Source organism: Sulfitobacter sp. SH24 (assembly GCF_965641895.1).
GTDB classification, from domain to species: domain Bacteria; phylum Pseudomonadota; class Alphaproteobacteria; order Rhodobacterales; family Rhodobacteraceae; genus Sulfitobacter; species Sulfitobacter dubius.
Genome location: NZ_CBFFKK010000002.1, coordinates 135,026 through 159,701 on the forward strand (window position 1 = coordinate 135,026; position 24,676 = coordinate 159,701).

Genomic DNA, 24,676 nt, shown 5'->3' on the forward strand with positions numbered 1-24,676 from the left:
GGGTACCTCACCGCAATTTGGGGTTAAGCGCATCGCGCAGCCAGTCGCCCAGCAGGTTCACCGCCAACACGAGGATCGCCAGTGCCGCGGCAGGGAAGACGACGACCCACCAGATGCCAGAGAACAGGAATTCGTTGCCGATCTGGATCAGCGTGCCGAGCGAGGGTTGGGTGGGCGGCATTCCGACACCCAGAAAGCTCAGCGTCGCTTCGGTCAGCACTGCCATGCCAAGGTTGATGGTGGCGATCACCAGCACCGGGCCAAGCACGTTGGGCAGGATATGCTTCATCATAATCGCCAGCTTACCGGTGCCGAGCGTGCGCGCCGCCTCGATATATTCCTTGCGGCGTTCCACCATGGTCGAGCCGCGCACGGTGCGGGCGTATTGTACCCAGTTGGTCAGGCCGATCGACAGGATCAGCACGATCAGCGCCGACTCCGCCTGCGCCGAACTTGGCAGCGCACCGCGTAGGATGCCATTGATCAGCAGCGCCACGAGGATCGGCGGGAAGCTCAACAGCACGTCGGCGATCCGCATCAGCACCGCATCGACGATCCCGCCGAGAAAGCCGCCCAGAAGGCCGAGCGCCACCCCCATCACAGCGGCGAGGATCACACTGGCGAAACCGACCAGCAGCGAAATCCGCATCCCATGCATGATCGACGACAGCACATCACGGGCCTGCGTGTCGGTGCCGAGGAGATAAGCGGTACTGCCGCCCTCGACCCAAAACGGGGGCAATTCGCTATCGAAAAGGTCCAGCTCTGCAATGTCGAAAGGGTTCTGAGGCGCGAGGCTTGGGGCGAAGATCGCCGTGAGGAACATCGCCAGCAGCACCAGCGCCGAGATGACAGCCACCCGCGATTTGCGGAAACTGTAGGTGATATCGCTGTCCCAGAAGGCGTACAGCATGGGCATGAAGTTTGACATATTCTGCTCCTCAGACGCCGCGCGCGGGCGTTCTCTCGGCCCGCAGGCGCGGGTCGGCGACATTGTACAAGAGGTCAACCAGCGTGTTGATGACGACAAAGATGAAGGACACCAGCACCAGATAGGCGGCCATGACGGGGACGTCGGTGAAATTCACCGCCTGAATGAACAGGAAACCCATGCCCGGCCATTGGAAGACCGTCTCGGTGATAATGGCAAAGGCGATCAGCCCGCCCAGTTGCAGACCAAAGATCGTCATGACCGGGATCAACGTGTTCTTCAGCGCGTATTTAAAATGCAGCATCCGGTTGGGAATGCCCCGCGCCTTGGCGAACTTGATGTAATCGGCACGCAGCACCTCCAGCATCTCGGCGCGCACCAGCCGCATGATCAGCGTCATCTGGAAGAGGGCGAGCATGATCGCGGGCAGAATTAGCGCTTTGAGGCCCGAAGTGGTGAGGAAACCCGTCGTCCACCAGCCCAGATCAACCACCGTGCCGCGCCCGAAGCTGGGCAGCCAGCCGAGGGTGACAGAGAAGACAAGGATCAGCAGGATGCCGGTCACGAATGTCGGCACCGAGATGCCCAAGAGAGAGACCACCTGCAACCCCTGGCTCAGCCAGCCGCGCGGGTTCAGCGCGGTATAGATGCCCAAGGGGATGCCAAGCGCGAGCGCGAGGCTTGCCGCGACCAGCACCAGCTCGGCGGTGGCAGGGAAGCGTTCGGCCAGAAGGTCCGACACGGGGCGGTTGTTGCGGTAGGATTGGCCGAAGTCACCTTGGGCGGCATCGACGATAAAGCGCCCGTATTGCACCAGAACGGGATCGTTCAGCCCCATCTTCTCGCGCATCTCGGCGCGGTCCTGAACGGTGGCATCTTCGGGCAGAAGATTGGAAATCGGGTCGCCCAGAAAGCGAAACATCAAAAAGGCGATCGAGGCGACGACGAGCATCACCAGCGCGGCCTGAATGATACGGCGGATAAGAAAGGCAAACATGCTGGCCTCCGGCTGGCAAGGAAAGGGTGGCGGGCGTGGGGAGGTCGCCCGCCGGGGGAGGTTACTCGATCCGGGCGAGCCAGAGGCGCGGCTTGTCATCCGCGGTCTGGGGGATCTTTACGGCATCCCGCGCGGCCCATGAGAGGGGCTGTGCATGCAGGGGCAGCCAAGCCACTTCCTCATCCGCGATGCGGAAGGCTTCGACCATCATCTCGTGCCGTTTCTCGGCGTCGAGTTCGGTGGCCACAGCTTGGGTCAAACGGTCGACCTCGGCGTTGGAATAGCCGCCGGGGTTCCATGTGCCCATCTGCCCGCCGGGGGTGTGCAGCATGGCCGAGAGGACCGAGTAGCCGTCGAGCATTGGCAGCGTCGCCCAGCCCAGCATGAACATATCGGTCTCATTGGCGCGGGCGCGCTCAAAGTGGATCGCCTTGGTCTCTGCCGTGAGATCCGCCTTTACACCAACACGCGCGAACATCGCGGCCAGCGCCTGACAGATCGCCGCGTCGTTGACGTAGCGGTCATTGGGGCAGTTCATGTTAAAGCTAAAGCCTTCGGGATAGCCCGCATCGGCCAGCATCTGCTTGGCCTTTTCGGGGTCATAGGCGGGGATCGCATCGACACCTTCGTCAAAGCCTGGCACCTGCGGGGCGACCAGCCCACCAAGGTTGCGGGATTTGCCGCGCATGATCTTGTCGCGCAGCAGGTCATAGCTGATCGCATGGACCAGCGCCTGACGGACCTCGACCTTTTGCAGCGGGTTGCCGTCTTGGTTGGGGTTGTTGGATTTGTCGGACATGTTGATGCCCATCATGATCGCGCGCAGGCCGGGGGCTTCCAACACATGCATGCCGTCGGTGGACTCGATCCGCTTGGCGTCCTGTAGGGGGGAGGGGAAGATCATGTCGAGTTCGCCAGACAGCATCGCTGCCACGCGGGTCGCGTCGGAGTTGATCGGGTTCAACTCGATCCGGGTCAGGTTGTGCTGCGGCTCGTCCCACCAGCTTTCGTTCACGGTCAGCACAGTCTGCGCGTCGGGGGTGCGGGATTCAAACCGGAAGGGTCCGGTGCCATTGGCATTCGAGGTCGTGTAGCCCTCTTCGCCCTTCTGCGCGTCGATCGGGTCAAGCGCGTCATGCTCTTCGAGCCAGCCGCTGTCAAAGATCAGCACGTTGGTCAGGAAGTTGTTCAGAAGCGGGTTTGGCCCGTCGAGCATCAGATCGACCGTCATTTCATCGACCATCTTGGCGTCGACCAGCCCGGCGATATTGCCGCGAATGGGCGAGTCTTCATGCGCCGCGCGTTTCACCGATGCCACCACATCCTCAGCCGAGAAGTCCTGACCGTCGTGGAACTTGATCCCTTCGCGCAATGTGTAGCGCACGGTGGTCTCGTCGATCTGCTCCCAGCTTGTGGCCAAGGCCGGCTCAATCTTGAGATCCGCATCATAACGCACCAGCGCCTCATAGACGTGATTCAGGAACGACACGGTAAAGCTGTCGGTCATCGAGTGCGGGTCAAGGCCGTAAAGGTCACCATTCGTACCGAGCCGGAAGGTTTCGGCCTGTACGGTGCCGGCGCAGGCCAGCGCCAGTGCCGAGGTTAATAGAAGGTTGCGCGGTTTCATTATTATCTCCCTGTTCATGCTGCCAAGCGGGCATAGCGGGCCTGCAATACAGCGACTAAAGACAGGCTGGCACGATTCCGATTTTCTGTCTACAATTATTGTTAACAATATTTGAACACATAAATTGCTTGCACAATATCGGGCATTTCGACGACAATTGCAGCAGATTCAGAAAAGAACAATTTATAAGGGGTCGGCAGGTGAAGGAAGCAAAGCTTACGGAAAAGCAGATTTACGAACGAATCTGGAAATCCATCGCCGAGCGCCGCTTGCCGCCCGGCACGCGACTGAAAGAAGAGCGCCTGTGCGAGATTTTCGGCGTCAGTCGCCCGCGCATTCGTCGGGCGCTGGATCAGTTGACCCATGATGGATTGGTCAGTCACATCCCCAACCGGGGCGCCTTTGTCACGACACCGTCGGTTGACGAGGCCCGCGATGTTTTCTTTACCCGCCGGGTGGTGGAGCGGGGCGTGATTGAGGCCCTTCAAAAACACGGCGCCCAAGATAAACTGGCGGCGCTAGAGACGCATATCGCCGAAGAGCGCGAAGCGTTGGCCGAGGGTGACACCGCGCGGATCATCCGTCTTTCTGGGGCGTTTCACATGCTTTTGGCCGAACTTGCCGCTTCTCCGCATTTGGCCGATATTTTGCGCGACCTTGTATCAAAAAGCACGCTGGTCACAGCAGTGTTCCAACCCAAATGCGACGCTCAATGCGGCCCGGATGAACACGCTGCAATCGTCGCAGCACTGGCGGCAGGCGATTTTGATACCGCCAAAACCGCGATGGACGCGCATCTAATAGAAGCTGAGCGACTGCTGGAGCTTGAGGCTTCAGGCGATGGCACCGGCCCGCAGGACGATGTGCTTGGCGCTGCATTGGGCAAGGAACTGTGATGACCACACGCGCGATAACTAACACCACTGCAATCACGATGGACCCCGCCCGCCGCGTCATCGAGAACGCAACAATCCTAATGGAGGCGGACCGGATTACCGCCGTTGGCCCTGCCTCAGAAATCAGTGTGCCGATCGAGGCTGACCGGATCGCGGGCGAGGATATGATAACGCTGCCGGGACTGATTGACAGTCATGCCCATGCGGGCCACGGGCTGACCCGTAATCTTGGCGGCGGGGATGGCGATGCGTGGTTTCAGGCCTGCGAAGACATTTATACCCGCGGCTCCACCCCCGGTTTCTGGCAGGCCGAAGCACGGCTGTCGGGGCTGGAACGGTTGAAGGCCGGGATCACCACCTGCACCATGCTGCTCGGTGGCGGGGCGGACCATTACCGCACCGATACGACCGAAGCGGGCGATCTGCACTGCGCCGCCACGCGTGAGATTGGCATTAGAACGATGCTTGCTGTCGGTCTGAACCGGCGGCCTTTTCCGAAACGCTACACAAGCCTTGATCTGGCGCGTGACATTACGCTGTCATTCGAGGATCAAATGGCGGTTTGCGGTGAGTTGGCGCAAAATCACAACGATCTGCTGGACAGCCGGACCGGCATCTGCCTGATCATGCCCGTCTACTCCCCCGCGGAGGCCACGCAAGACCCCGACGAGATCTGCCAGATGTGCGACGCGGCCATGGCCTTGCGCGAAAAGCACGGCCTGCGCTTTACCCAAGACGGGCACCGCGAAGGCTCGATTGCGCTTGCCGAAAGCTTTGGCATCCTCGGTCCCTGGGCCTATCTATCGCATTCGGTTGACCTGACCGCCGAAGACATGGAGGCCGCAAAACGCAGTGGCGCGTCTATTGTGCACAATCCGTCGGCTATCATGTCGGTGTTGGGCCGCTGCCCCGCGCCGGAACTGCGCGAAATGGGGGTGAATGTCGCCCTTGGCTCTGACGCGGCGGCACCGGATCGGGGCTATGACATGTTCCGCCACATGGCCCAATGCCTGCACTACCACCGCCGCCACTTCCGCGACCCCGAGGTGATGATGCCGCTCGACGTCTTGGAAATGTGCACCATCGACGCGGCCAAGGCCATTGGGCTGGAGGATGAGCTCGGGTCACTGGAAGTGGGCAAGAAGGCCGATATCATCCTGCTGGACCGGCGCAAACCGCATCTCTATCCGCCAATGATGCCTCTGACGACCGTGGCGCAATTTGCCAATGCGGCGGATGTGGATACGGTGATCGTGAATGGCGAGATCCGCATGCAAAACCGCCGCACGGCGCTGGACGAGGGGGCAATCCTTGATGCAGCAGCGCAGGAGCTGCAGGAGGCCGTGGCCCGTTGTGACCTGACGCATCTGTTGGCAGAGCAGGGGGCGGCGGGTTAGGCCGCCCCTTCTAACTCACATGCCCGCAATCACCTTGTCCAAGGTGGCGGGATAGTCGCGCACCCGCACTCCGGTGGCGTTGTAGATCGCATTGGTGATCGCCGCAGCCGCGCCACAGATGCCTAACTCACCGATCCCCTTCGCCTGAAGCGGGTTGGCCCAATCGTCCCGCTCTTCCAGCAGATCGACGGTCAGTTGCGGCACATCGGCGTTCACCGGGATGTGGTATTCGGCAAGGTTGTGGTTGGCCACATGGCCGTCGCGCGGGTCAAAGGCCATCTCTTCGGTCAGCGCGATGCCGATGCCAAAAGTCATACCGCCCAAACACTGCGACCGCGCCGTCTTTGCATTCAGGATCCGACCGGCGGCAAAGGTGCCATGCATCCGCCGCACCCGCGTCTCGCCCGAGGCGGCATGCACTGCGACTTCGGCGAAATAGGCGCCAAAGGTCGCCTGCCGTACCGCCTCTGAAGTGTCCCCGGGCAGCACATGACCGAGCTTGGCAATCTCATCCCCGTTAAGGATATCGCTCAGGCTCCGGACCTGATTGTCGAAAGTGGCCATGCCGTCTTTCAGCGTGAGGTCGTTTTCATCCACCTCCAGCCGCTCGGCCAATTGTTTCCGGATCGCTTCGCAGGCCAGATAAACCGAGGTGCCGCTCGACGACGCCCCCCAAGACCCGCCGGAGCCCGAGGCCGGGGGCAGGGCGGTATCGCCCAGTACCACATCCACGGCATCGCGCGGCAGACCTAGCATGTCCCCCGCGATTTGCCCGAGGATTGCATAGGTGCCAGTGCCGATGTCGGTCATATCCGTCTCGACCCGCACCCGGCCTTCTGGGGTCAAGGTCACCCGCGCTTGGCTTTCCATCAGCACGTTGACCCGTGCCGCCGAAGCCATGCCATAGCCGATCAACCATTCCCCCTCGCGCCGTTCATTGACGCCGGGCCGGTTGGCCCAGCCAAAGGTTTCGGCACCGCTGTCGAGCGCTTCGAGGAAACGGCGGGATGAAAACTCCTTCCCGCTTTCGGGGTCTTTTTCAGGAATGTTGCGGCGGCGAAGCTCAACCGGGTCCATGCCGATCTGGACAGCTAATTCGTCCATCGCCCCCTCAAAAACGGTGACGCCGACCGCTTCGCCCGGCGCGCGGACAGACCCTGCGCAGAGGCGGTGCACCCGCGCTAGATCCATCGACATTTTGCGGTTCTCCCCGGCATAGAGAAAATGCGACGCCTGCAAAACCGGTTCGGCAAAAGTCTCTCCGGGCAGGTTCGAGACGCGCGCATCATGGCCGAGCCCGGTCAAACGCCCCTCTGCATCGGCGGCAAGACGTACCCGCTGTGTGGTTTCAGAACGGCGCATCGTCGCCTCATAGACCTGCGGACGCTGCAAAGCGACCGATACTGGGCGGCCCACCTTTTTCGCTGCAATTGCCGCTGCGACCGCCTCGGGCGCGATCCCGAGTTTCGAGCCAAAGCCGCCGCCGACATAGGGCGACAGGATGCGCAGCCGGTCGGGGTGAATGCCAAGCGCATCCGACAGCTCATTCCGGTTGTATTTCAACATCTGATAGCTGCCACGCAGGGTCAGGTCATCGCCTTGCCATGACGCAATAGAGGCATGCGGCTCCATGGGGGAGCTGGAATGCGAAGGCGTGGTATAAGTCACATCGACGGAGAATGCCGCGTCTTTCATAGCGCCATCCAGATCGCCTTGATCCAGCGTTTTCGCCTCTTGAGGCTCCACCGCTGCGGTGGCGGGGTCGACTGGCATGACCTCGCCGTTTTCTAGCTGCACCTGCAAGGACTGTGCTGCGTGTCGGGCCTGCTCAAAGCCTTCGGCCACCACCACGGCGATCAGTTGGCCAAGGTAAGCTACATGCTGAGGCCCCTGTATCGGTGCCTTGTTCGCCGTGCCCTGCGCGGGATTGCGCAGCAGGCGGTCATCTTGGATCACGGCCAGCACGCCGGGCATTTTCTCTACGGCATCGCAGTTTGCCAAAACCACCCGCCCACTGTTGCCGGGCGCGCGGACCATGACACCATGCACCATTCCCCCAACTTGCCATTCATTAGCGTAGGTCGCGGTACCCGTCACTTTCAGCGGCCCTTCGGGCCGGTCAAGCGGCGCACCGACAAGACCCTGGGCCATGTCATCAAGCCTGCGTGCCGTGGCAGGGGCGTCCATTTTAAATTGCTCGGTCATTGCTGTGCCTCCTGTGTCAGTTCGTTCAGCACCGACACCAATGTGCGACGAGCTAGGGGGATTTTGAAATCATTCGCCCCATAGCCTTGGGCGTCGGCAAGCAGCAGATCGGCGGCTTTGTTAAACAGGTCTTCGGATGGGGCTTCGCCGGTCAATAAGGCCTCAACCTCGGCATTGCGCCAGGGTTTCGGGGCAAGCCCGCCAAAAGCCAGATTGGCACAGGCGATCCGCCCATTTTCAAGTTTGGCGATCCCGGCGACAGACACCAAAGCAAAGGCATAAGACGCCCTATCGCGCACCTTGCGGTAGGTTTGTTTTCCATCCACGGGGGCGGGCAATACCACGGCGGTGATTAACTCGCCCGGTTCAAGTACGGTCTCTTGATCTGGTCGGTCGCCCGGCAGCAGATAGAGGTCATCAAGCGTAAGGCGGCGCGTACTGCCATCTTCATTTAACGTTTCCACTTCGGCCCCAAGCGCACGCATGGCCACGGCCATGTCACTGGGATGGGTCGCAATACAATGTTCCGACGTGCCGAGCACCGCCAGAATGCGGTTGAACCCGTCTTTCGCCGAACACCCTGCGCCCGGCTCGCGTTTGTTGCAGGGCATGGCACGGTCATAGAAATACAGGCAGCGCGTTCGTTGTAATAGATTGCCGCCAGTGGTCGCCTTGTTGCGAAGCTGCCCACTGGCCCCGGCCAGCAAAGCGCGGCTCAGCACTGGCCAGTCTTTGCGAATACGGGCGTCATTTGCCAGATCACTGTTGCTGACTAGCGCACCGATACGCAGCCCGCCATCATCCGTCTCTTCAATCGCTCCCAAGTCTAGGCGATTGATATCAATCAACGCCTCGGGTGCCATGACCTCCAGTTTCATCAGGTCCAGCAGATTGGTGCCTCCGGCGATGAAAGTCCCTCCGCTGGCGGCCTGCCGCGCTGCGGATTCGGAGGTGTCGGCACGGGTATAATCGAATGGTCTCATGTGTTCTCTCCCGCCGCTTTACGGATCGCTTCGACGATATTTGGATAGGCCGAGCAACGGCAGAGATTGCCGCTCATCCGTTCTGAAATTTCCTCGGCCGTCAGCTTGGCTTTGCCGTCCAGATCATCGGTCACATGGCTGGGCCACCCGTCAGAGATCTCTTTGAGCATCGCAGTGGCCGAACAGATCTGACCGGGGGTGCAATAGCCGCATTGAAAACCGTCTTCGTTGACGAAAGCTTCTTGGAGGGGGCTAAGATTGCCGGGTTGGCCCAATCCTTCGATAGTGGTGACTTCATCGCCGTGATGCATACACACCAGCGTCAAACAGGCATTGATCCGGCGACCGTTCACCATGACGGTACAAGCGCCGCATTGCCCATGATCGCAGCCCTTTTTGCTGCCGGTCAGCCCAAGATGGTGGCGCAGCGCATCCAAAAGCGTGGTGCGTGGATCAAGGTCCAGCCGCTGTTCGGTGCCATTGATTGTCAGATTGGTTTCCACGGCAAATTCCTCTGGCTAAATGGGGCCAGGGGACGAAGCCCTCCGGCTATTGGCTAAACCGGACTTAGGTCGGCGGCCTTAGGCGGCAAGCGCGGAGATTTTTAAGGTTGAAGGAGATAAGGTTACATAATTAACCCTATGGGTGATTTTGTTTTACGGGGGCGCGCTACCCTCAAGTGCGACTCTTGTTAGAAAACAGTAGCTTATCTAATGAGAGAAAGCGGTATGGGAGCCGTTTACGACCAACTCAGTATCACAGAACGACGCAAGATAGAACGCTGGAGACACGCGAAGGTCCCAGTTGACGAGATGGAGCGCGTTCTGAAGCGCTGCAGATCAACGATATTTCGCGAGCTAAAGCGTAACCATTTCTCGGACGAAAACATGCCTGGATGCGATGGCTATTACGGTGCCGCCGCGCACCTGATGCAAACTGTTGATTGTCACTGAGAACTGATGGAGTGGATACCCCCTCCCGACGGCATCGCAATGTGCCAAGGTGATGTGGGTCACATCACTAATAGGAGGAAGCATCCATGGAACAAGTTACCATTGTTGGGTTGGATTTGGCAAAGCGGGTTTTCCAGGTTGAAGGTGCCACGGCTGATGGCGGCATTGCTATTCGCGAAAAGCTGTCTCGGGGCCAGGTGTTGGCATTTTTCGCGGACCTGCCGCCCTGTGTAGTGGCGATGGAGGCCTGTGCTACAGCACATTACTGGACCCGTGAAATAGATGCTTTGGGATACAATGTACGGCTGGTGCCACCTGCGTACGTTAAGCCTTTCGTAAAGCGCCAAAAGAATGATGCCGCTGATGCAGAAGCCATAGCCGAAGCAGCCAGCCGGCCGACTATGCGATTTGTTGAACCGAAGTCGCCGCAACAACAAGCGCGCGCTATGGTTTTCAGGACAAGAGAGCTTTTCGTCCGGCAAAGAACGCAAACGATCAACGCTCTGCGTGCGCATCTGGCAGAACACGGGTTGATCGCACCGCAAGGCATGTCCAATCTGGCAAATATCCGGCGGTTGATTGATGAGGCCGCAGCTGAAGTGGAGCCGTTGGTTGTCGAAACAGCTCGCACCTATCTTGAGCAAATTGATGATCTATCATCTCGCCTTTTGAAGTTGGAGGCGACGCTGAAACAAGAAGCCGCCCAAACTGATGCTTCATTACGGATGATGACTATGCCGGGAGTTGGCCCCATTACCGCAATGGCGATAGAGGCTTTTGCTCCATCTCTCTCTGCTTTTAAGCGCAGTCGGGATTTCGCTGCTTGGTTGGGGCTTGTGCCACGACAACATTCTACTGGCGGCAAACAGGTCTTGGGCCGAACGTCGAAGATGGGGCAACGGGATATCCGGCGACTACTAATCATCGGCGCAATGTCAGCTATTCGGTGGGCAACCCGCAAAGGAACAACCCCAGGGACTTGCCTACATTCCATTCTTCAACGTAAGCCCCGCAAGCTGGCGGCGATCGCACTGGCCAACAAGATGGCCCGAACGCTGTAGGCGATGGAAACGCGGAAAAATTTAGTTCTTCTATCCTCGTGACTGGCGAGTCTTCACCGTGGCCCAGTTTATTGACGAGGTTGGTGCCTACATCCATTGGTATAACGAAACGCGCGTCAAGATGTCCCTTGGTGAAAGAAGCCCAATCGAGTACCGTAAAAGCCTCGGCCTTATGCCGTGAAAACAGTCCAAGTTTTTGTCCGCACCCCCACCCCATCAGTTCTCAGTGACAATCAACAGACCGGCCCACAGCGGATCGTCACCCATGTGCCTGTACCGAGAGGCTATGAAGCGGCAGATCCAACTCAGCGATCCTGCAGCTCTATGTATCAAGTGCTCTCTCAAGAGCTTGCACAGGATGCTGCAGAGAAATTCCCGCAAAGCGTTTTGCCTGAGATCTGCATGAGAACCCCGTTGCCAACAACGCCCCTTGGGCCTCAGCGACGCGCTCCGCCCAGCTCAAACCAAAAATTTCGCGCGACATCTCGCGGTGCTCGGCTTCATGGCCGAAAAGTCCAGCCATGCCGCAACATCCGGCCCGTCGGGTCTTGAGGGAAAGTCCCGCAGCAGAGAATATGTCTTCCCATCGTCCCAAGCTTTCGGGATCAGCTGACGTTTCGGTGCAATGGCCGATCATTTCGAAATCCCCGGGGAAGCCCTGGGGAAGATACCGTTTGTATCTTACTAAGAAGCGATCGATCGGGACCGGCTCAGAGCCTGCGGGTGGCGCAGGAATATCTTGCCGGTAGTGCATGGAGACGGCCGGTTCCAAATTGATAAGAGGCAAGCCGGTCGCCGATAATTGGTTGAGCGTCGCAGCCGCATGTGCTCTGGTGAGATCAAAGTCTTTGAGATAACCGCGGATTTGTGCTGCCTTGCCGTTGCGCAGGATCGGGGTGTGTAGCACTGCAAAACCCATGCGGGTCAGGACCCGAGCGGCTGCTGCCAACACCGCTGGGTCGAAGGGGCCGAGGAAGCTGTCACATAGCAGGATCACGGCCCGGTCTTTGTTGATGTGTCCTGGTATAGGCTGACCCGGCTTGAGCAGTTGTGATCCTGCGGCGCGCATGTGTCCATGCAGGCCGGTGCGGTCGAAACGAGGTAGGTCGACAAGCTTAAAGACCCGGGACATCAAAAGTGGCCCTGCGGAAAGACCAATGTTAGCGAGAAGTGGCACTTGGGCGGCAAGGATTGTTAAGGCTTCCATTCGGCGGACCAAGCGATCTCTCAGGCTGCGTTGATGACCTTGCGTTTCCGCCAAAAACAAGGCCTTCATCGTAGGAATATCGACCCTTACAGGACATTGCGAGGTGCAGGCCTTGCAGGAGAGACAGGTCTCGAGAGATTGTGCCAAGTTCTCCTCTGCCTCCATCACCTCGCCACCCGTCTCGCGCGCAAGTAGCCAGTCACGGAACAATGCAGCGCGTCCTTTCGGCGATTGAACCCGATCGCGTGTCGCTTTGTAAGATGGGCACATCTCTTGCGCCGCATCCCAGTGGAAACAGACGCCGTTGCCATTGCAGTCACTCGCCTTGGCGTAAGCCGAGCGTTCTTCGATCAACTGATCGCGCGCGCCTCGGAAGGGGATCGTGTCGATGGGCTCCACTTGCAGCGACGTGCCTGCAGCGGTCACGAGTTTCCCCGAATTAAGGACATTGTCAGGATCAAAGGCCGCCTTAATCTGGCGCAACAGGTCGAAAAGCGCAGGGCCGAAGTATTGCGCAACATATTCTCCCCGGAACCCCTTGCCGTGCTCGCCCCAGATAAGGCCACCCTGTTCCTGCGCCAAAAGTGCCACTGCGTCGGAAATCGGGCGAATTTTGGCACGATGTTCTGGTAGGCGCATGTCCATTAGCGGGCGTACATGGACGCATCCGACGTCCGCATGGCCATACATGCCGTACTCCAGCTGATGCGCATCGAGAATATCGCGAAACCCACGCACGAAGGCGACAAGATTCTCTGGTGGCACAGCAGCATCCTCGACGAATGCTGTGCCTTTCAGGCGGCCTTTGCCTTTGCCCATTAAGCCGACAGCATCCTTACGGAGACCGTTCAGGGCATCCATGGTCCTCTCGTCCCGCGTAGCGATCACGCCATTTGCGTCCTCCTGACGGGCAAGTTGTTCGATAGCTGCGAGTTGTCGGTCGACTACCTCAGTGCTCTCTCCTGCGATCTCGGCAAAGAGATAGCCGCCGCTGCGAGCAAGCTTTTCGCCCAAAACCGGCTCCAGTATTGGCCACGCGGGGGTGGTCTTGCCGAGCTCAACAGTAACATCATCGAGAAATTCGATAGCCTGTGGATCTGCCGCCAATAATCCGGGCACGGCGCCGAGAGCATTTAAGCTGTCGGTGTATCCGATAATCGCCATGCCCCTGCATTCCGGCAACGGTGCCACATTAAGCGACAGTTCCGCGGTGATCGCCAACGTGCCTTCGGATCCAGAGATCAACTTGGCCAAACGGAGAGTCCCGTCCGTGCCTCGTACCTCGTCAAGATTATAGCCGGTCAGACCTCGGTTCATCACCGGAAAGACCCGCTCAATTTGCGTGGAGCATTGCGGTAGCGCGCCGCGCAGAAGGTCGACGACATCGCAGACAGGCCCGGGAGGTCCATTTACCTCTGGAGCGACATCACCAATTTCTGCAAGACTTCCGTTCGCCAAAACCACTTCGGCGGAAAGCAAGTAGTCGGAGGTTCTTCCAAGTTTGCGTGAGCCTTTGCCTGAGGCGTCGGTGGCTACCATTCCGCCAAGGGTCGCGCGCGAGCCGGTTGAGACGGCAGGTGGAAAAAAATACCCAAGCGGCCTCAAAAAGGCATTTAACTGGTCCAGGACCACACCCGGCTGCACTCGGACCACGCCTGCGTCGGCGTCAAAGCTCACGATGCAATTCATGAAACGGGAGGTATCAAGGATGACGCCCTCGGCAAGCGACTGTCCGTTGGTGCCCGTGCCGCCTCCGCGGGGGGTAAGTGACAGGCCCGCGCGGGTTGCAGCGGTCACTGCGGCCTGGATATCTGTTTTGCTGCGCGGCTCCACCACGCAGGCCGGTTCGCGGTAGTAGATCGAGTTGTCCGTCGCATTGACCACGCGGGCGGCGCGACCCGGTCGCATCTGGCCTGAAAATCCAAGACTGGATAGCGCCTGTAGAAAGGAGGTGACTGCCGGGTTCTGCGTCATGGCTTCATCCTTTGGGGCTGGGGGCTCAGCGGATAAAGGAGGGCAATAACAAGGTCACCGTCGGCACATATGTCACCAGCATCAGCACCACGAAGGACACCAATAGCATTGGCCACAGTGCAAGGCTCAACCGTTCAATCGACTGGTTGCTGATGGCTGACGCGACAAAGAGTGAGTATCCAAAGGGTGGCGTCGCCATCCCGATCGCAAGATTGATGACCACCATTGCGCCCAGATGGATCGGATCAAGACCCAATTGGGCACCGATGGAGGACAAGGTGGTCCCAAGTATGATCATCGCCGCGATATTATCCATGATCGCACCGATGAACAGCAGAAACAAATTTAGAATTAGCAAGATGACGATCGGATTGGTCGAGATCGACATGATTCCGTTTGCGATTGCTGAAGGCAATTGTTCGATCGCCACGAGCCAGCCGAACGCGGAGGCAATGGCGATGATGAAACAGACAATGGCGGAGGTCCGCATCGCAGCTATGATGATGGCCGGCAACTCGGCGAACTTGATTTCGCGATGGATAAAAAGTCCGACGATGAGCGCATAGAATACGGCGATGGCCGAAGCTTCAGTTGGGGTGAATACAGACCCATAGATGCCGCCCAAAATAACTACCGGCGCGAGAAGAGACCATTTCCCGTCCCAAAGGCTTTGCCCCAGCTCTTTCCGTGTCGCGCGTCGTTCGCGAGGGATATTTGGGCTGCGGCGTGCGACAATCCAGCATACCAGCATCAAGCCGAGAGCGATTAGGAGACCAGGGATGATCCCTGCAAGGAAAAGCTGGTTAATCGACTCTTCTGCCACCACCCCCCAGATGATCATCGGGATAGAAGGCGGGATCATCTGGCCGATTGGCCCAGAAGCGGCGGAGAGCGCGGCAGAAAAATCACGTTTCCATCCACGCTGCTCCATCTCTGGGATCATGATCCCGCCGATCGTGGCGGTAGTTGCGGGCGCCGAGCCTGAGATCGCTGCGAAAAAGGTTGCCGATAGAACGGTGACCATGCCAAGACCGCCCGTTACGTGCTGGACGAGGGACTGGCAGAACTTGACCAAACGTCGCGAGAGACCGCCATGCATCATTAAATCACCGGCGAGAATGAACCCCGGGATCGCGAGGATCGAAAAGCTTTGGGTCCCTGCGATCAAACGTTGTGCAAGAATCACCAGCGGGAAATCCGCCATGTAGAGCCCCAAAACCGAAGCGATGCCGAGGCCGAACGCAATCGGCACCCCTCCAAACATGGAGATGAGGAAAGTCGCGAGAATGGCAATGGCAACGGCACTCATCCGATGATCTCCTTGGGCGTACTGGTCTCTTCGACCGGCTTGAATAAGCGGGCCAGTGCATGCAGCGCCCCCAGAAGCCCACAAACGGGGGCGGCAAGATGGAGGACCTCGATGGGCAGCCGCATTGCAGCCGACACCTGCCCCACGGTGCTGACAGTGTATTCGTATCCCGATGCGGCAAGCGCGATGCAAAAGAACAGGATGACGAGGCTAATCAGACGGTTCCAAACCGCCTTAATGCCATGCGGTAAATAGGAAATGAGCACATCCAATCGCACATGTGCCATATCGCGCAGAACACTGGTAGCGGCCAGAAGGGTTGTCCATGTAAACAGCATCAGGGCCAGCTCTTCCGACCAGACAAGTGATGAGCCCAGCACGTAGCGTGAGAATACTTGCATGATGAGGGCGGACATCATGACCACGGCCATCGCAATAACCACCCAGTTGGTGGCCCGCGCCGTCCAGTAAGACAGTCTGTCGAGCAAATGAATCATGCTTGGCCCTCGCGTCATGCTGTTTGTAATGGAGTGCGGTTTCAGCGCCCCGCGACTCTGCGAGGCGCTGGCCGAACGACTTAGCCTTGAACGGCCGCCAGTGCCTTGTCGAAGAGATCTTCGCCGATCGCGCCTTTGAACTCGTCATAGACTGGGAGAACCTCTTTGCGGAATGCCGCGGGGTCTTCGATATCGTTGACGGTCATGCCGGCCGCCTTCAATTGCTCAATCAATGCAGCAGAGGCTTCGGCGACCTGAGTGCGCTGTTTTTCGATTGCGGCCGATGTGGCTGCCTTGAATGCAGCCTGCTCTTCTTCGGAAAGTTTGCCGAAAGTCCGCTCTGACACGATGATACCAAGCGCGGAATAGGTATGCTTCGTCAGCGATAGGTACTTCGTGACCTCAGGGTAGTTATTCGCAGCGATCACCGCCAGCGGTATCTCAAGCCCATCAATGGTACCTTGCTGCGCCGCGGTGAAGGTTTCCGACCATGCCATCGGGGTCGGGTTGCCGCCCAATGAGGAGAACATGCCGATGAAGACAGGGTTCTGCATCGTGCGAAATTTCACACCCTCAACGTCATTTGGCGCCGCGACTGGTCGGGTATTGTTGATCATGTGGCGGAAGCCCCCCTCCGCGAAACCAAGGCCAATCATGCCTTTGCTTGAAAGCTTGCTGAGCATTTCTTGGCCAATTTCGCCGTCCAGAACGCTGTGAGCTTGGGACTCATCTGCAAAAAGGAATGGCATATCGTTGAGCTGAAACACCGGATCGAGGTTGGCAATCGTAGCATTGGTTATAATGCCGACGTCAAGCGTGCCATATTGCAGACCTTCGAGCATCTGTTTCTCGTCACCCAACTGATTGTTAGGGAACATCTGCACGCCGAACTTGCCTGGCAGACGCTCTTCCAGCTCGGCCTTCAAGTTGTGCGCCATGATTGCATAGGGATCTTGGGCGCTGTCGGATGTCGTCCAGCCAACACGCAACGTGTCCGCTGCGGTTGCGGGCAAGGCAGCCGCGCTCAGAAAGGCAGCGGAGAGCGTAGCAATGGCAGTTTTTCTTAGAGTCATCATCGTGGTTTCCTCCCTAAAGATGATCAAATTTGCGTCGTGTCGAAGCCGTAGAGCCGCGCCGGGTTATCCGCGAGGATGCGGTCCCGCGTGGCAGCATCCGGGGCCCAATCGTCAAGCATATTGAGCAATGCGCCGTCATTCGGCATGTCGACGTTGATGTATGGATGCGGCCAATCCGTAGCCCAAAGAACCCTCTCTGGGTTCGCACGAATGATCTCGCGGGCAAACGGGGCGATGTCGGAATAAGGCGTCTCATTCTCGCCAGTAATTCGGTAGCTGCCCGACAATTTCACCCAAGACTTCCCATCGGCTACAAGCGATAGCATCTCCTGAAAGCCCGGGTGGTTTGTGCCAGCGGAAGTGGGCATGTGACCCAGATGGTCAAACACCGTTTCCACGGGCAGCCGACCCAACGTGTCTCGGATGTCCGCGAATTCAGAGACGTCAATGAGCATTTGCAGATGCCAGCCCAAAGCCGCGATCTTGTCTGCGATCCGGCGCACGTCGGACACTTCGACGCCGGAACGGAACAGAAGATTGAGCCGTACCCCTCGAGCCCCAGCATCATGCATCTGCTCAAGCTCTTTTTCTGAAACACTCTCATCGACAACGACGACGGCGCGCAGCCGGTCGGGATGCCTGCGTACAACATCCAAGGTGCAGCGATTATCCTGCCCATACACCGAAGGCTGCACGATGACGCCGCGCGAGAGGCCAAGTCTGTCGAGCATATGGAAATATTGTTCCTCGCTGGCTTCAGGCGGGGTATAAGTCCGATGCGGGGTATAGGGATATTTTGCATCTGGCCCAAAGATATGTGCGTGACAGTCCGTAGCTCCCGGTGGCGGGGTGAACTGCGGCGCATAGGGCTCGAGATCTGCCGCTTCACAGAATGGTATTTTGACTTCCCCCAATGAGGTCATCCGGCTTTCCTCCCAGCCTTGCAAGCCACGCAATCCAAGCCGGTCGGCTGTGCGCAGCAAATGGTTCCACGCCGCACGGCGCGCTTTATCTGGATCTCCGATACGGATCGCTTCGAAAACAATGTTCAACTCACGCCCTATACATTGAGGGCCATCGCCTCTGAGAACGGAATTGGCGAGATCTTCCGCAATACCCGCGTCGATGCGCTCGTAGAGGAACTGCAAAAGGTCGCGGAAATAGGGGTTGTTCGTCGCCACGGCTACAGCTTGATGAAAGGCGCGTTGCTCCGGCAAAGCGGCCGCGCCCTGAGCGAGCGCTTCTTTCACGTCCGCAAGAGCGATTTCGATTTTTTGCAGCTGAGTCAGTGTGCGACGACGCGCAGCCATTGACGCGCCTCCCACTTCGATCTCCATCCTAAGCTCAAGCAACTGACGCAGGTGAGCGAGAGAAGAAAGTGTTTTCGGGTCAATCTTAAATCCCGTGGCGGCCACCGGCGAGCAGACGAATGCACCGACGCCGTGGCGACTTTCGACCAATCCCGCCTCACGTAATTGTGCAATTGCTTCGCGCACGGCGCTTCGCCCGGCGCCAAAGTCTCGCACCAGTTCTGCTTCAGTCGGCAGCTTGGCGCCCACAGGCAAGCGTCCACCGATGATCATTGTGGACAGCTGCTCTGCGATGTCGTCCGAAACCCGGCGGCGGCCTACGGAGCGTATAGGTATAATTGATGGTTTTTTTGGCATAGCGAATCTCTCCATTAATCATGGTAACCAAAGGTAAGTTGTCTGACAACTGACTACAGGCGACTTAGTGGTGATATGGTAATCCCCCCCCAAAATTAGCGGTGTTCAAAAGTAGAATTTTCTCGGCAAGATATCTGAGGAGATTTACGATGAAGAACGGACGATACAGCGACGCGCAAATCATGGTAGTGTTGAAGCAGGCGGAGGGCGGTGTGCCGGTCTCTGAGCTGTGCCGTGAGCATGGCATGAGCAGCGCCAGTTTCTATAGGTGGCGTGCCAAGTTTGGCGGCATGGATGCTTCACTGATATCTGAGATGAAAGACATGGCCGAACAGAACCGGCGTCTGAAGCGCATGTATGCCGAGATGAGCATGCAAAATGATCTGCTGAAGGAAGCCCTTGGAAAAAAGCGTTAAGGCCGTCTCTGCGACGAGAACCTCCCGGGACATTGCTGCGCAATGCCCTGCCGGTCAACGGATGGCCAGGAATGCGGTCGCACGACACGGCGTAAGCATCGCGTCGGCGTACCGGGCGTTCGAGATCAGCGAGACTTGCTATAGCTACAGCCCCGCTATGAGCAATGAGAATGAAGAGATCGCCGATTGGCTGGAACGTCTAACAGCAAATAAGCGGACCTGGGGCTTCGGCCTGTGCTTTCTGTATCTGCGCAACGTCCAGGGCTACGGTTGGAACCACAAGCGGGTCTATCGGATCTACTGTGAACTGGAGCTAAACCTGCGTATCAAGCCCAAGAAACTCTTGAAGCGGGACAAGCCGGATCCCCTGTCTGTGCCTGATAAGCCCAATGAGACATGGTCGATCACTGCCCGGCAACACATGCCTGCATGTGTGAGAGGGGATTTCATGGCGGATCAGCTGGCAGATGGGCACTCGATCAGGACATTGAACGTGCTGGATGACTTCAATCGTGAGGGCCTATGCATCGAAGTGGACTTCTCGCTGCCCGCAGAGAGAGTGGTCAGAAGCTTAAACCCGATCATCGAATGGCGCGGTCAACCGCAGACAATTCGCATCGATAACGTCCTATGCGCGGAATGATTGGCTGATTTGGCATCAGGTTATTGTCGCATCGAGATGTCTCGACACGTTTGAAGCATGGCCCAGTTTGGCGTTTTGGTCAACGAACTGTCTCTCCCATAACAAACACAGAGTACGCTGTTGCGGCTCTCACCGTCCTTAAGACGAGATCTTCGGTCGTTGAGCAGAAGGCCTAAACATTATCTACGAGGTCAGATGTCTGCCTCCACGGCCCTTACAGAGAAAGGTCCTACTGCTGCTGATCACCCCTCAAAGAAGGGGCGATATGGTTCACCGCTTTTTATGATCCCGTGTACGGTTCGGGCCATCTTGGCGGCGATTGCTGTGTACGCTTTGCGGCGCAAATGGGTGTTATGACGATCTTTGGCGATGTAGCGCTCGAACTTGTCACGGAAGCTGTTCGTTTTTTGGAGAATGGCGACTTGCCCGGCCATCCACAGGGTTCGGCGCAAACGTGCGTTGCCGTATTTTGAGAGCTTGGTCTGACCGCGGAAGGTGCCCGATTGGATGGTGGCGAGGTCCATGCCACAAAACTTCAAGAACTGACGGTGATGGTTGAAACGGCGAAGATCACCAGCCTCGGCCAGAATGGTCAGGGCATTGATCGGGCCGATCCCTGGGACAGATGTCAGCAGTTGGTAATCAGGTAAATCTTGGAGCAGTTCGACGGCGCGGGCTTCAATCTGATTGCGCTGCGCGATCAGACCGCGCCCTTCTCCAAGAACCAAGCGGAACATACTGACGGCGTCAGAATGTGGACCAACGGGCAGGCCTACAGATGTTTTGGCGGTCTCGTAGATATCTGTAAGTAAACGCTCTTTGGCAACTTTGCGACCCACGACGTCCCAAGCCTCAGTGATGAACGCCGCCCTATCCATCGCTGAGATCAAGTGGGGCGACGGATAACGTTCCAGAAAGGCAAAGAACCAGTCACCGCGCGAACTGCGATGAAACCGGTCTGCCTCGGGAAAGTACAGTGGCAGATAATGCGTCAGGATGCGGTGCCAAAGCTCGGTCTTCGACTTGGATACAATGTCATGGGTTTTTGACAGCTCTTGGATGTCATTGGTGCCGCAGGCCAATGGGTCGTAATATAACTGGGTGTTCCCGATCTCCATCATGTGGAGGATGACTTGGGCGTCCTTGGGATCATTTTTGTCCCAGCTATTGTGTAGGGCTTCGCGGGTGCGGGCCAAGGACACTGAAGATACCAACTTCATCTCAAAGCCTGCTGCAGCCAGATGATAAGCTATGGCGCGATGGTAATTGCCCGTGGCCTCAAACGCCACCTGGACCGGGAAGCCGTAACTGGCCAATAAAGCGATCAAGCGCTTGAAGTCGTCCCGTTGGTTAAGAACCGTCAATCTACGGCGTCGTTTCTTGCCAGGAATGGCAATCAAAACTTCATGACGCGCTTTCGCGATATCGATCGCCACCAAAATGATCGCGTTCTGTGCAATGCTGGTCTCGGTCATAGTCGGTCTCCTTTGCAGTGTGGTTAGTGCAAAACCACTGTAGGGACCTGAGGCACGGCTATGACCACCTGCTGCGCAATTTGGGGGGCTGCGCAGGCAGTCATAGCCTCTTAATCAGCATCATTCCGAAGGTGTTATGGCCCAGAATATATTAGTGGTAAGCTCCCTCTCATCGATACTTCGTATCGACTGCCCGGCAGCGGATGGAATGGGCCGAAAAACGCAATGGTCGACTGGAATACATCCAGCCAGGCAAGCCACAACAAAATGCCTACATTGAACGCTACAACCGCACCGTTCGCGACGAATGGCTTGGGCAATACATCTTCGTAACCATCGAGGAGGCACAAGACCAAGCAACTGAATGGCTCTGGACTTACAACAACGAGCGACCCAACATGGGTATCGGCGGCATGACACCCGCCACGAAACTGAAAAAAGCCGCCTGAATTCTACGGCTGGACCCCATTAAAAATGGGGGGATTACCCCCGGGGCTTGAACGTCTGACTGCAATGCAGCTCGTGAATGACTATGAGGTGCAGCAGGTTCTCGATTATCTCGCAGCAGTAGATGCAGGTGTGTACGCATAACGACGGCTCGTGATACGTAGGGCGGACCTTCCCCCTTAGGAGGGGAGCGCTATCCGTCTCTGGCAAAAAAACGGTCGTTATCGCCGGTGACAAAACGTGTCAGTTACAGATTTGCGCGGCATGCTCGACCTCACAAACCGAACCTTCCCAAGGTCTGTGATTAGCGCGAAAGTTTCATGTGCTGTGCCCAGCTGAAAGCCGGACACAGAAGACTGAGTAGGTTTATCGAGATCAGATATTTTAGGCTGTTAGCGCCCCATAACGCTCGTCTCGAAAATTCAGTGCTGCACGAAGACCTTCGGTGCGCACAAGCTCTTGAAACTGAGCCTTTTCCGGAGCCTCCGCTGCGTTCAGGGTTGCTGCAATATCCAGGTTTACGTTCACGGCATTGCGAAGACCCATGGCCTCATAAGCCCGGACGAGGGCTGTTTTTGTCAAACGCAGTACTACTAAGGGGGTCAGCGCGATTTTCTGAGCTAGCGTGGAGACTGTCTGTTCGAGGTCTTCTGGGGCTACCACACGATTGATAAGCCCAATTTCAAGCGCGGTTTGGGCATCTACGGTGTCTCCAGTCAGTAAAAGCTCCATAGTTTTTTTCTGACCAAGAATGAATGGCATCAGAAGCGTAACCGGACCGGAACCGAAGCGGATTTCCGGTTCGCCAAACTTTGCTCGATCTGTTGCAATGATCATATCGCATGCCATAGCGAGTTCGCATGCCCCGGCCAAACACCATCCGTCAACGGCCCCAATCGTCGGCTTTGTACAGGAAAACACAGCCATGCTAAGGCCAACATTATTAGTAAGCGCGGCGTGCCAATCTTCGGGACGGGACAGCCCCATTTCTACCTCTTGCGCGATATCGTAGCCGACTGAGAAGTTATTCTCTGCGCCGCGCAGAACGATGACCTTTACTTCGTCATTTTTTTCCATAGCCTCTACAGCTTCGCGGGCCGCAGCAACGACTTCTGCTGCGAGTGCATTGAGCTTGCGGGGCCGGTTCAGGGTGATCCAGCCGATGCCCTCTGCGATCTTTGTTTCGACTACACTCATAGTTTTCTCCTTTGGTTCAAGATTGTGGTTCGTTGAGGTTTTTGGCTTGGGTGAGGTGGACGCTCTGCAACTTGCCCTTTATCAACCTCTCCCGAAGCTCACGTTTGTCCGGTTTTCCAAGTGTTGTGCGCGGCAAAGCGGGCAAAATGCTCCATGCTTTGGGTATCCACCATGAAGGTACTACAGCTTGTAGATGCGCACGTAATGCAGCCAGATCGACCGCCTCCGTTGAGCTGACAACCAGAACGCCAAATGGGCGCTCTTGAAAACGTTCGTCATGTTGCGCAATTACGGCGACATCGCGAACCCAGTTGACTTCGCAGATAGCGTTTTCGAGCGCAGCTGCCGGTATCCATTCACCGCCTGATTTAATGGCGTCCTTCAGCCGGTCCGTCAGGGTTAGTGCGCCCGATGCATCGATCGTACCGATATCGCCGGTCGACACCCAGCCATCTGGTGCCGCCGCTTCGGCGCCAGCTTCAAGATAATGCGAGATTACCGTGGGGCCGCGTACTTGTACTTCACCAGGCAACGACGCTCCCGGCATCAGAGGAACGCCTTTATCGTCAATGGTGCGTAACTCGAGCCCCGGCACCGGTCGTCCTATTGGGCTATGTGTTGCGACCTCAACCTGGCCGATTGCCGACATGGAAGAGGTTTCGGTCATGCCCCAAGCTTGAACTGGCGTGATATCGAGTGCTGCCAGCGCTCGTGATAGTGGCACAGGAACTGCAGCGCCTCCGGTGGCAATACGCTTTAGCCCGGCGGCAAGCTGGGTTTCCGGCGCATCCAGGTGTCCAAGAAGGTCCGTCCAGATGGTAGGCACGCCCGCGGCGATCGTGACTGATGCCCTGTTGATCAGTTCACACAGCACTCCGGGTCTGAATGAGCTGCCAGGCAAGACCAGTCCCGCCCCGGAGATGACACAGGCATAGGGTAGCCCCCACCCGTTCACATGATAGAAGGGGACGGCCAATAGAGCCCTGTCGGCTCGGCATAGTCCAAGTGTATCTGCAAGACAGAGATTAAGAGCCTGCAGCCAGATCGAGCGATGCGAATACGCCACCGCTTTCGGCCTTCCTGTTGTTCCACCAGTGTGACAGATCGTGGCCGCCATGTCTTCTGGCACGTCAGTAATATCTGAAGGTTCTGGAGTTTTGAAATCGGAGAAGAACTGCTGATAGTCTAAGACCTGCACATGTTCGAGACCTACGAAACTAACATCCTGGTTGCCGGTGACTAATATGAGACGCAGATCGCTCGACGTCAGATTCGGAGCGAGTGTGGCGAACCTCTCGGCTAGTTCGGAATCGAGAATAAGGACTTCGTCTTTAGTTTCCGCGACTATCCGAGCGAGGTCCTCATCCGACATGCGAATGTTGAGTGGGTGCAATACAAACCCATAGGCAGGAACACCGAGAAACGCCTCAAAATGTTCTCTGGTCGTTCCACAGAAAGTGGCAACGGGTGTACCGGGAGCAAGTCCGAAACTTCGCAGTGCTACACCCAACCGCGCTGCGCGTTCTGCGCAGGACCGCAGTGAATCGAATATCGCACCGGCTGAAGATTGGTATGTTACAGGCGTGTCCGCACCTGTCTTTATGGCATGTCTTAAGGCACGGGCGACACCGAGGTCTCCCCTCTGCATAGTACTTTTCATCTTAATTTCCCCCTACTACCCAAAAATCGACTTTTTTGTTGCCCGTAAGCAGACGCCT

The 24,676-nt window shown here is 57.5% G+C and carries 16 protein-coding genes and 5 pseudogenes; 7 read left to right on the forward strand and 14 right to left on the reverse strand.

Annotation, left to right across the window (positions count from 1 at the left end):
• Positions 1–7: 7 nt before the first annotated feature.
• The 3 genes from ACSQ16_RS01650 to ACSQ16_RS01660 form a co-directional block, all read right to left on the reverse strand.
• Entirely contained in the window at positions 8–931 is a 924-nt protein-coding gene (locus tag ACSQ16_RS01650; protein ID WP_243263548.1) for an ABC transporter permease, read from the reverse strand.
• A gap of 10 nt (positions 932–941) precedes the next feature.
• Positions 942–1,928 carry an ABC transporter permease gene (locus tag ACSQ16_RS01655; protein WP_093928663.1) on the reverse strand — a complete coding sequence of 329 codons (987 nt, stop codon included), beginning with the start codon at positions 1,926–1,928 and terminating at the stop codon, positions 942–944.
• A gap of 61 nt (positions 1,929–1,989) precedes the next feature.
• The gene (locus ACSQ16_RS01660) at positions 1,990–3,555 is read right to left on the reverse strand and encodes an ABC transporter substrate-binding protein (protein ID WP_243263551.1); all 1,566 of its coding nucleotides are present in this window, start codon (positions 3,553–3,555) and stop codon (positions 1,990–1,992) included.
• A 200-nt stretch (positions 3,556–3,755) separates the two neighbouring features.
• Between ACSQ16_RS01660 and ACSQ16_RS01665 the strand changes: the two genes are divergently transcribed.
• The gene (locus ACSQ16_RS01665) at positions 3,756–4,451 is read left to right on the forward strand and encodes a GntR family transcriptional regulator (RefSeq protein WP_243263552.1); all 696 of its coding nucleotides are present in this window, start codon (positions 3,756–3,758) and stop codon (positions 4,449–4,451) included.
• Positions 4,451–5,848: an amidohydrolase family protein gene (locus ACSQ16_RS01670; RefSeq protein ID WP_243263554.1), complete on the forward strand. Its 1,398-nt coding sequence runs from the start codon at positions 4,451–4,453 to the stop codon at positions 5,846–5,848. The genes ACSQ16_RS01665 and ACSQ16_RS01670 overlap by 1 nt, the downstream gene beginning before the upstream one ends.
• 15 nt (positions 5,849–5,863) lie before the next feature.
• Here the strand turns inward: ACSQ16_RS01670 and ACSQ16_RS01675 are convergent, their stop codons facing one another.
• From ACSQ16_RS01675 to ACSQ16_RS01685, 3 genes are read right to left on the reverse strand one after another with little or no spacing between them, the layout of a single operon-like run.
• Entirely contained in the window at positions 5,864–8,053 is a 2,190-nt protein-coding gene (locus tag ACSQ16_RS01675; protein WP_243263555.1) for a xanthine dehydrogenase family protein molybdopterin-binding subunit, read from the reverse strand.
• Positions 8,050–9,036, reverse strand: a complete 987-nt coding sequence (locus tag ACSQ16_RS01680) for an FAD binding domain-containing protein (RefSeq protein WP_243263556.1) — start codon at positions 9,034–9,036, stop codon at positions 8,050–8,052. Before ACSQ16_RS01680 ends, ACSQ16_RS01675 begins: the two co-directional genes overlap by 4 nt.
• Complete coding sequence (locus ACSQ16_RS01685) at positions 9,033–9,539, reverse strand: 2Fe-2S iron-sulfur cluster-binding protein (protein ID WP_243263557.1); 507 nt, start codon at positions 9,537–9,539, stop codon at positions 9,033–9,035. The genes ACSQ16_RS01680 and ACSQ16_RS01685 overlap by 4 nt, the downstream gene beginning before the upstream one ends.
• A 225-nt stretch (positions 9,540–9,764) precedes the next feature.
• Here ACSQ16_RS01685 and ACSQ16_RS01690 point away from each other — a divergent pair.
• From ACSQ16_RS01690 to ACSQ16_RS01700, 3 genes and pseudogenes are all read left to right on the forward strand, one after another.
• Positions 9,765–9,965, forward strand: a pseudogene (locus ACSQ16_RS01690) (helix-turn-helix domain-containing protein); the annotation flags it as partial.
• Between the two features lie 110 nt (positions 9,966–10,075).
• A complete protein-coding gene (locus tag ACSQ16_RS01695) occupies positions 10,076–11,050 on the forward strand; it encodes an IS110 family transposase (protein ID WP_435988451.1) in 975 nt (324 codons plus the stop codon).
• Positions 11,051–11,078: 28 nt separating this feature from the next.
• Positions 11,079–11,231: pseudogene (locus ACSQ16_RS01700) on the forward strand (IS3 family transposase); the annotation flags it as partial.
• A 141-nt stretch (positions 11,232–11,372) separates the two neighbouring features.
• Here ACSQ16_RS01700 and ACSQ16_RS01705 read toward each other — a convergent pair.
• The 5 genes from ACSQ16_RS01705 to ACSQ16_RS01725 all read right to left on the reverse strand — a co-directional run bounded on the left by ACSQ16_RS01705 (position 11,373) and on the right by ACSQ16_RS01725 (position 18,795).
• Positions 11,373–14,231 (reverse strand): FAD-binding and (Fe-S)-binding domain-containing protein, encoded by a 2,859-nt coding sequence (locus ACSQ16_RS01705; RefSeq protein ID WP_435988452.1) that lies wholly within the window; start codon positions 14,229–14,231, stop codon positions 11,373–11,375.
• A 25-nt stretch (positions 14,232–14,256) separates the two neighbouring features.
• Positions 14,257–15,540 (reverse strand): TRAP transporter large permease, encoded by a 1,284-nt coding sequence (locus ACSQ16_RS01710; protein WP_067629432.1) that lies wholly within the window; start codon positions 15,538–15,540, stop codon positions 14,257–14,259.
• On the reverse strand, positions 15,537–16,037 hold the full coding sequence (locus ACSQ16_RS01715; RefSeq protein ID WP_435988453.1) for a TRAP transporter small permease: 501 nt from the start codon (positions 16,035–16,037) through the stop codon (positions 15,537–15,539). The genes ACSQ16_RS01710 and ACSQ16_RS01715 overlap by 4 nt, the downstream gene beginning before the upstream one ends.
• A gap of 80 nt (positions 16,038–16,117) precedes the next feature.
• Positions 16,118–17,113 (reverse strand): TRAP transporter substrate-binding protein, encoded by a 996-nt coding sequence (locus tag ACSQ16_RS01720; protein ID WP_435988454.1) that lies wholly within the window; start codon positions 17,111–17,113, stop codon positions 16,118–16,120.
• A 23-nt stretch (positions 17,114–17,136) separates the two neighbouring features.
• On the reverse strand, positions 17,137–18,795 hold the full coding sequence (locus tag ACSQ16_RS01725; protein WP_435988455.1) for an amidohydrolase family protein: 1,659 nt from the start codon (positions 18,793–18,795) through the stop codon (positions 17,137–17,139).
• A 134-nt stretch (positions 18,796–18,929) separates the two neighbouring features.
• Between ACSQ16_RS01725 and ACSQ16_RS01730 the strand changes: the two are divergent.
• A pseudogene (locus ACSQ16_RS01730) lies at positions 18,930–19,821 on the forward strand (transposase); the annotation flags it as partial.
• A gap of 201 nt (positions 19,822–20,022) precedes the next feature.
• On the opposite strand, the pseudogene ACSQ16_RS01735 reads toward ACSQ16_RS01730, so the two are convergent.
• A pseudogene (locus ACSQ16_RS01735) lies at positions 20,023–21,314 on the reverse strand (IS110 family transposase).
• Positions 21,315–21,523: 209 nt separating this feature from the next.
• Here ACSQ16_RS01735 and ACSQ16_RS01740 point away from each other — a divergent pair.
• Positions 21,524–21,763, forward strand: a pseudogene (locus tag ACSQ16_RS01740) (integrase core domain-containing protein); the annotation flags it as partial.
• A gap of 382 nt (positions 21,764–22,145) precedes the next feature.
• Here ACSQ16_RS01740 and ACSQ16_RS01745 read toward each other — a convergent pair.
• Both ACSQ16_RS01745 and ACSQ16_RS01750 read right to left on the reverse strand, forming a co-directional pair.
• On the reverse strand, positions 22,146–22,958 hold the full coding sequence (locus ACSQ16_RS01745; RefSeq protein ID WP_394415594.1) for an enoyl-CoA hydratase/isomerase family protein: 813 nt from the start codon (positions 22,956–22,958) through the stop codon (positions 22,146–22,148).
• Between the two features lie 16 nt (positions 22,959–22,974).
• Positions 22,975–24,618 (reverse strand): AMP-binding protein, encoded by a 1,644-nt coding sequence (locus ACSQ16_RS01750; RefSeq protein WP_435988456.1) that lies wholly within the window; start codon positions 24,616–24,618, stop codon positions 22,975–22,977.
• Between the last annotated feature and the right edge of the window lie 58 nt (positions 24,619–24,676).

What these genes read in the sequence shown, in the direction of transcription:
- ACSQ16_RS01695 (WP_435988451.1), top strand. Translation starts at nt 10,076, where the DNA reads ATGGAACAAGTTACCATTGTTGGGTTGGATTTGGCAAAGCGGGTTTTC.
- ACSQ16_RS01725 (WP_435988455.1), bottom strand. Translation starts at nt 18,795, where the DNA reads ATGGAGAGATTCGCTATGCCAAAAAAACCATCAATTATACCTATACGC.
- ACSQ16_RS01720 (WP_435988454.1), bottom strand. Translation starts at nt 17,113, where the DNA reads ATGATGACTCTAAGAAAAACTGCCATTGCTACGCTCTCCGCTGCCTTT.
- ACSQ16_RS01675 (WP_243263555.1), bottom strand. Translation starts at nt 8,053, where the DNA reads ATGACCGAGCAATTTAAAATGGACGCCCCTGCCACGGCACGCAGGCTT.
- ACSQ16_RS01750 (WP_435988456.1), bottom strand. Translation starts at nt 24,618, where the DNA reads ATGAAAAGTACTATGCAGAGGGGAGACCTCGGTGTCGCCCGTGCCTTA.
- ACSQ16_RS01680 (WP_243263556.1), bottom strand. Translation starts at nt 9,036, where the DNA reads ATGAGACCATTCGATTATACCCGTGCCGACACCTCCGAATCCGCAGCG.
- ACSQ16_RS01660 (WP_243263551.1), bottom strand. Translation starts at nt 3,555, where the DNA reads ATGAAACCGCGCAACCTTCTATTAACCTCGGCACTGGCGCTGGCCTGC.
- ACSQ16_RS01710 (WP_067629432.1), bottom strand. Translation starts at nt 15,540, where the DNA reads ATGAGTGCCGTTGCCATTGCCATTCTCGCGACTTTCCTCATCTCCATG.
- ACSQ16_RS01745 (WP_394415594.1), bottom strand. Translation starts at nt 22,958, where the DNA reads ATGAGTGTAGTCGAAACAAAGATCGCAGAGGGCATCGGCTGGATCACC.
- ACSQ16_RS01650 (WP_243263548.1), bottom strand. Translation starts at nt 931, where the DNA reads ATGTCAAACTTCATGCCCATGCTGTACGCCTTCTGGGACAGCGATATC.
- ACSQ16_RS01670 (WP_243263554.1), top strand. Translation starts at nt 4,451, where the DNA reads ATGACCACACGCGCGATAACTAACACCACTGCAATCACGATGGACCCC.
- ACSQ16_RS01715 (WP_435988453.1), bottom strand. Translation starts at nt 16,037, where the DNA reads ATGATTCATTTGCTCGACAGACTGTCTTACTGGACGGCGCGGGCCACC.
- ACSQ16_RS01705 (WP_435988452.1), bottom strand. Translation starts at nt 14,231, where the DNA reads ATGACGCAGAACCCGGCAGTCACCTCCTTTCTACAGGCGCTATCCAGT.
- ACSQ16_RS01655 (WP_093928663.1), bottom strand. Translation starts at nt 1,928, where the DNA reads ATGTTTGCCTTTCTTATCCGCCGTATCATTCAGGCCGCGCTGGTGATG.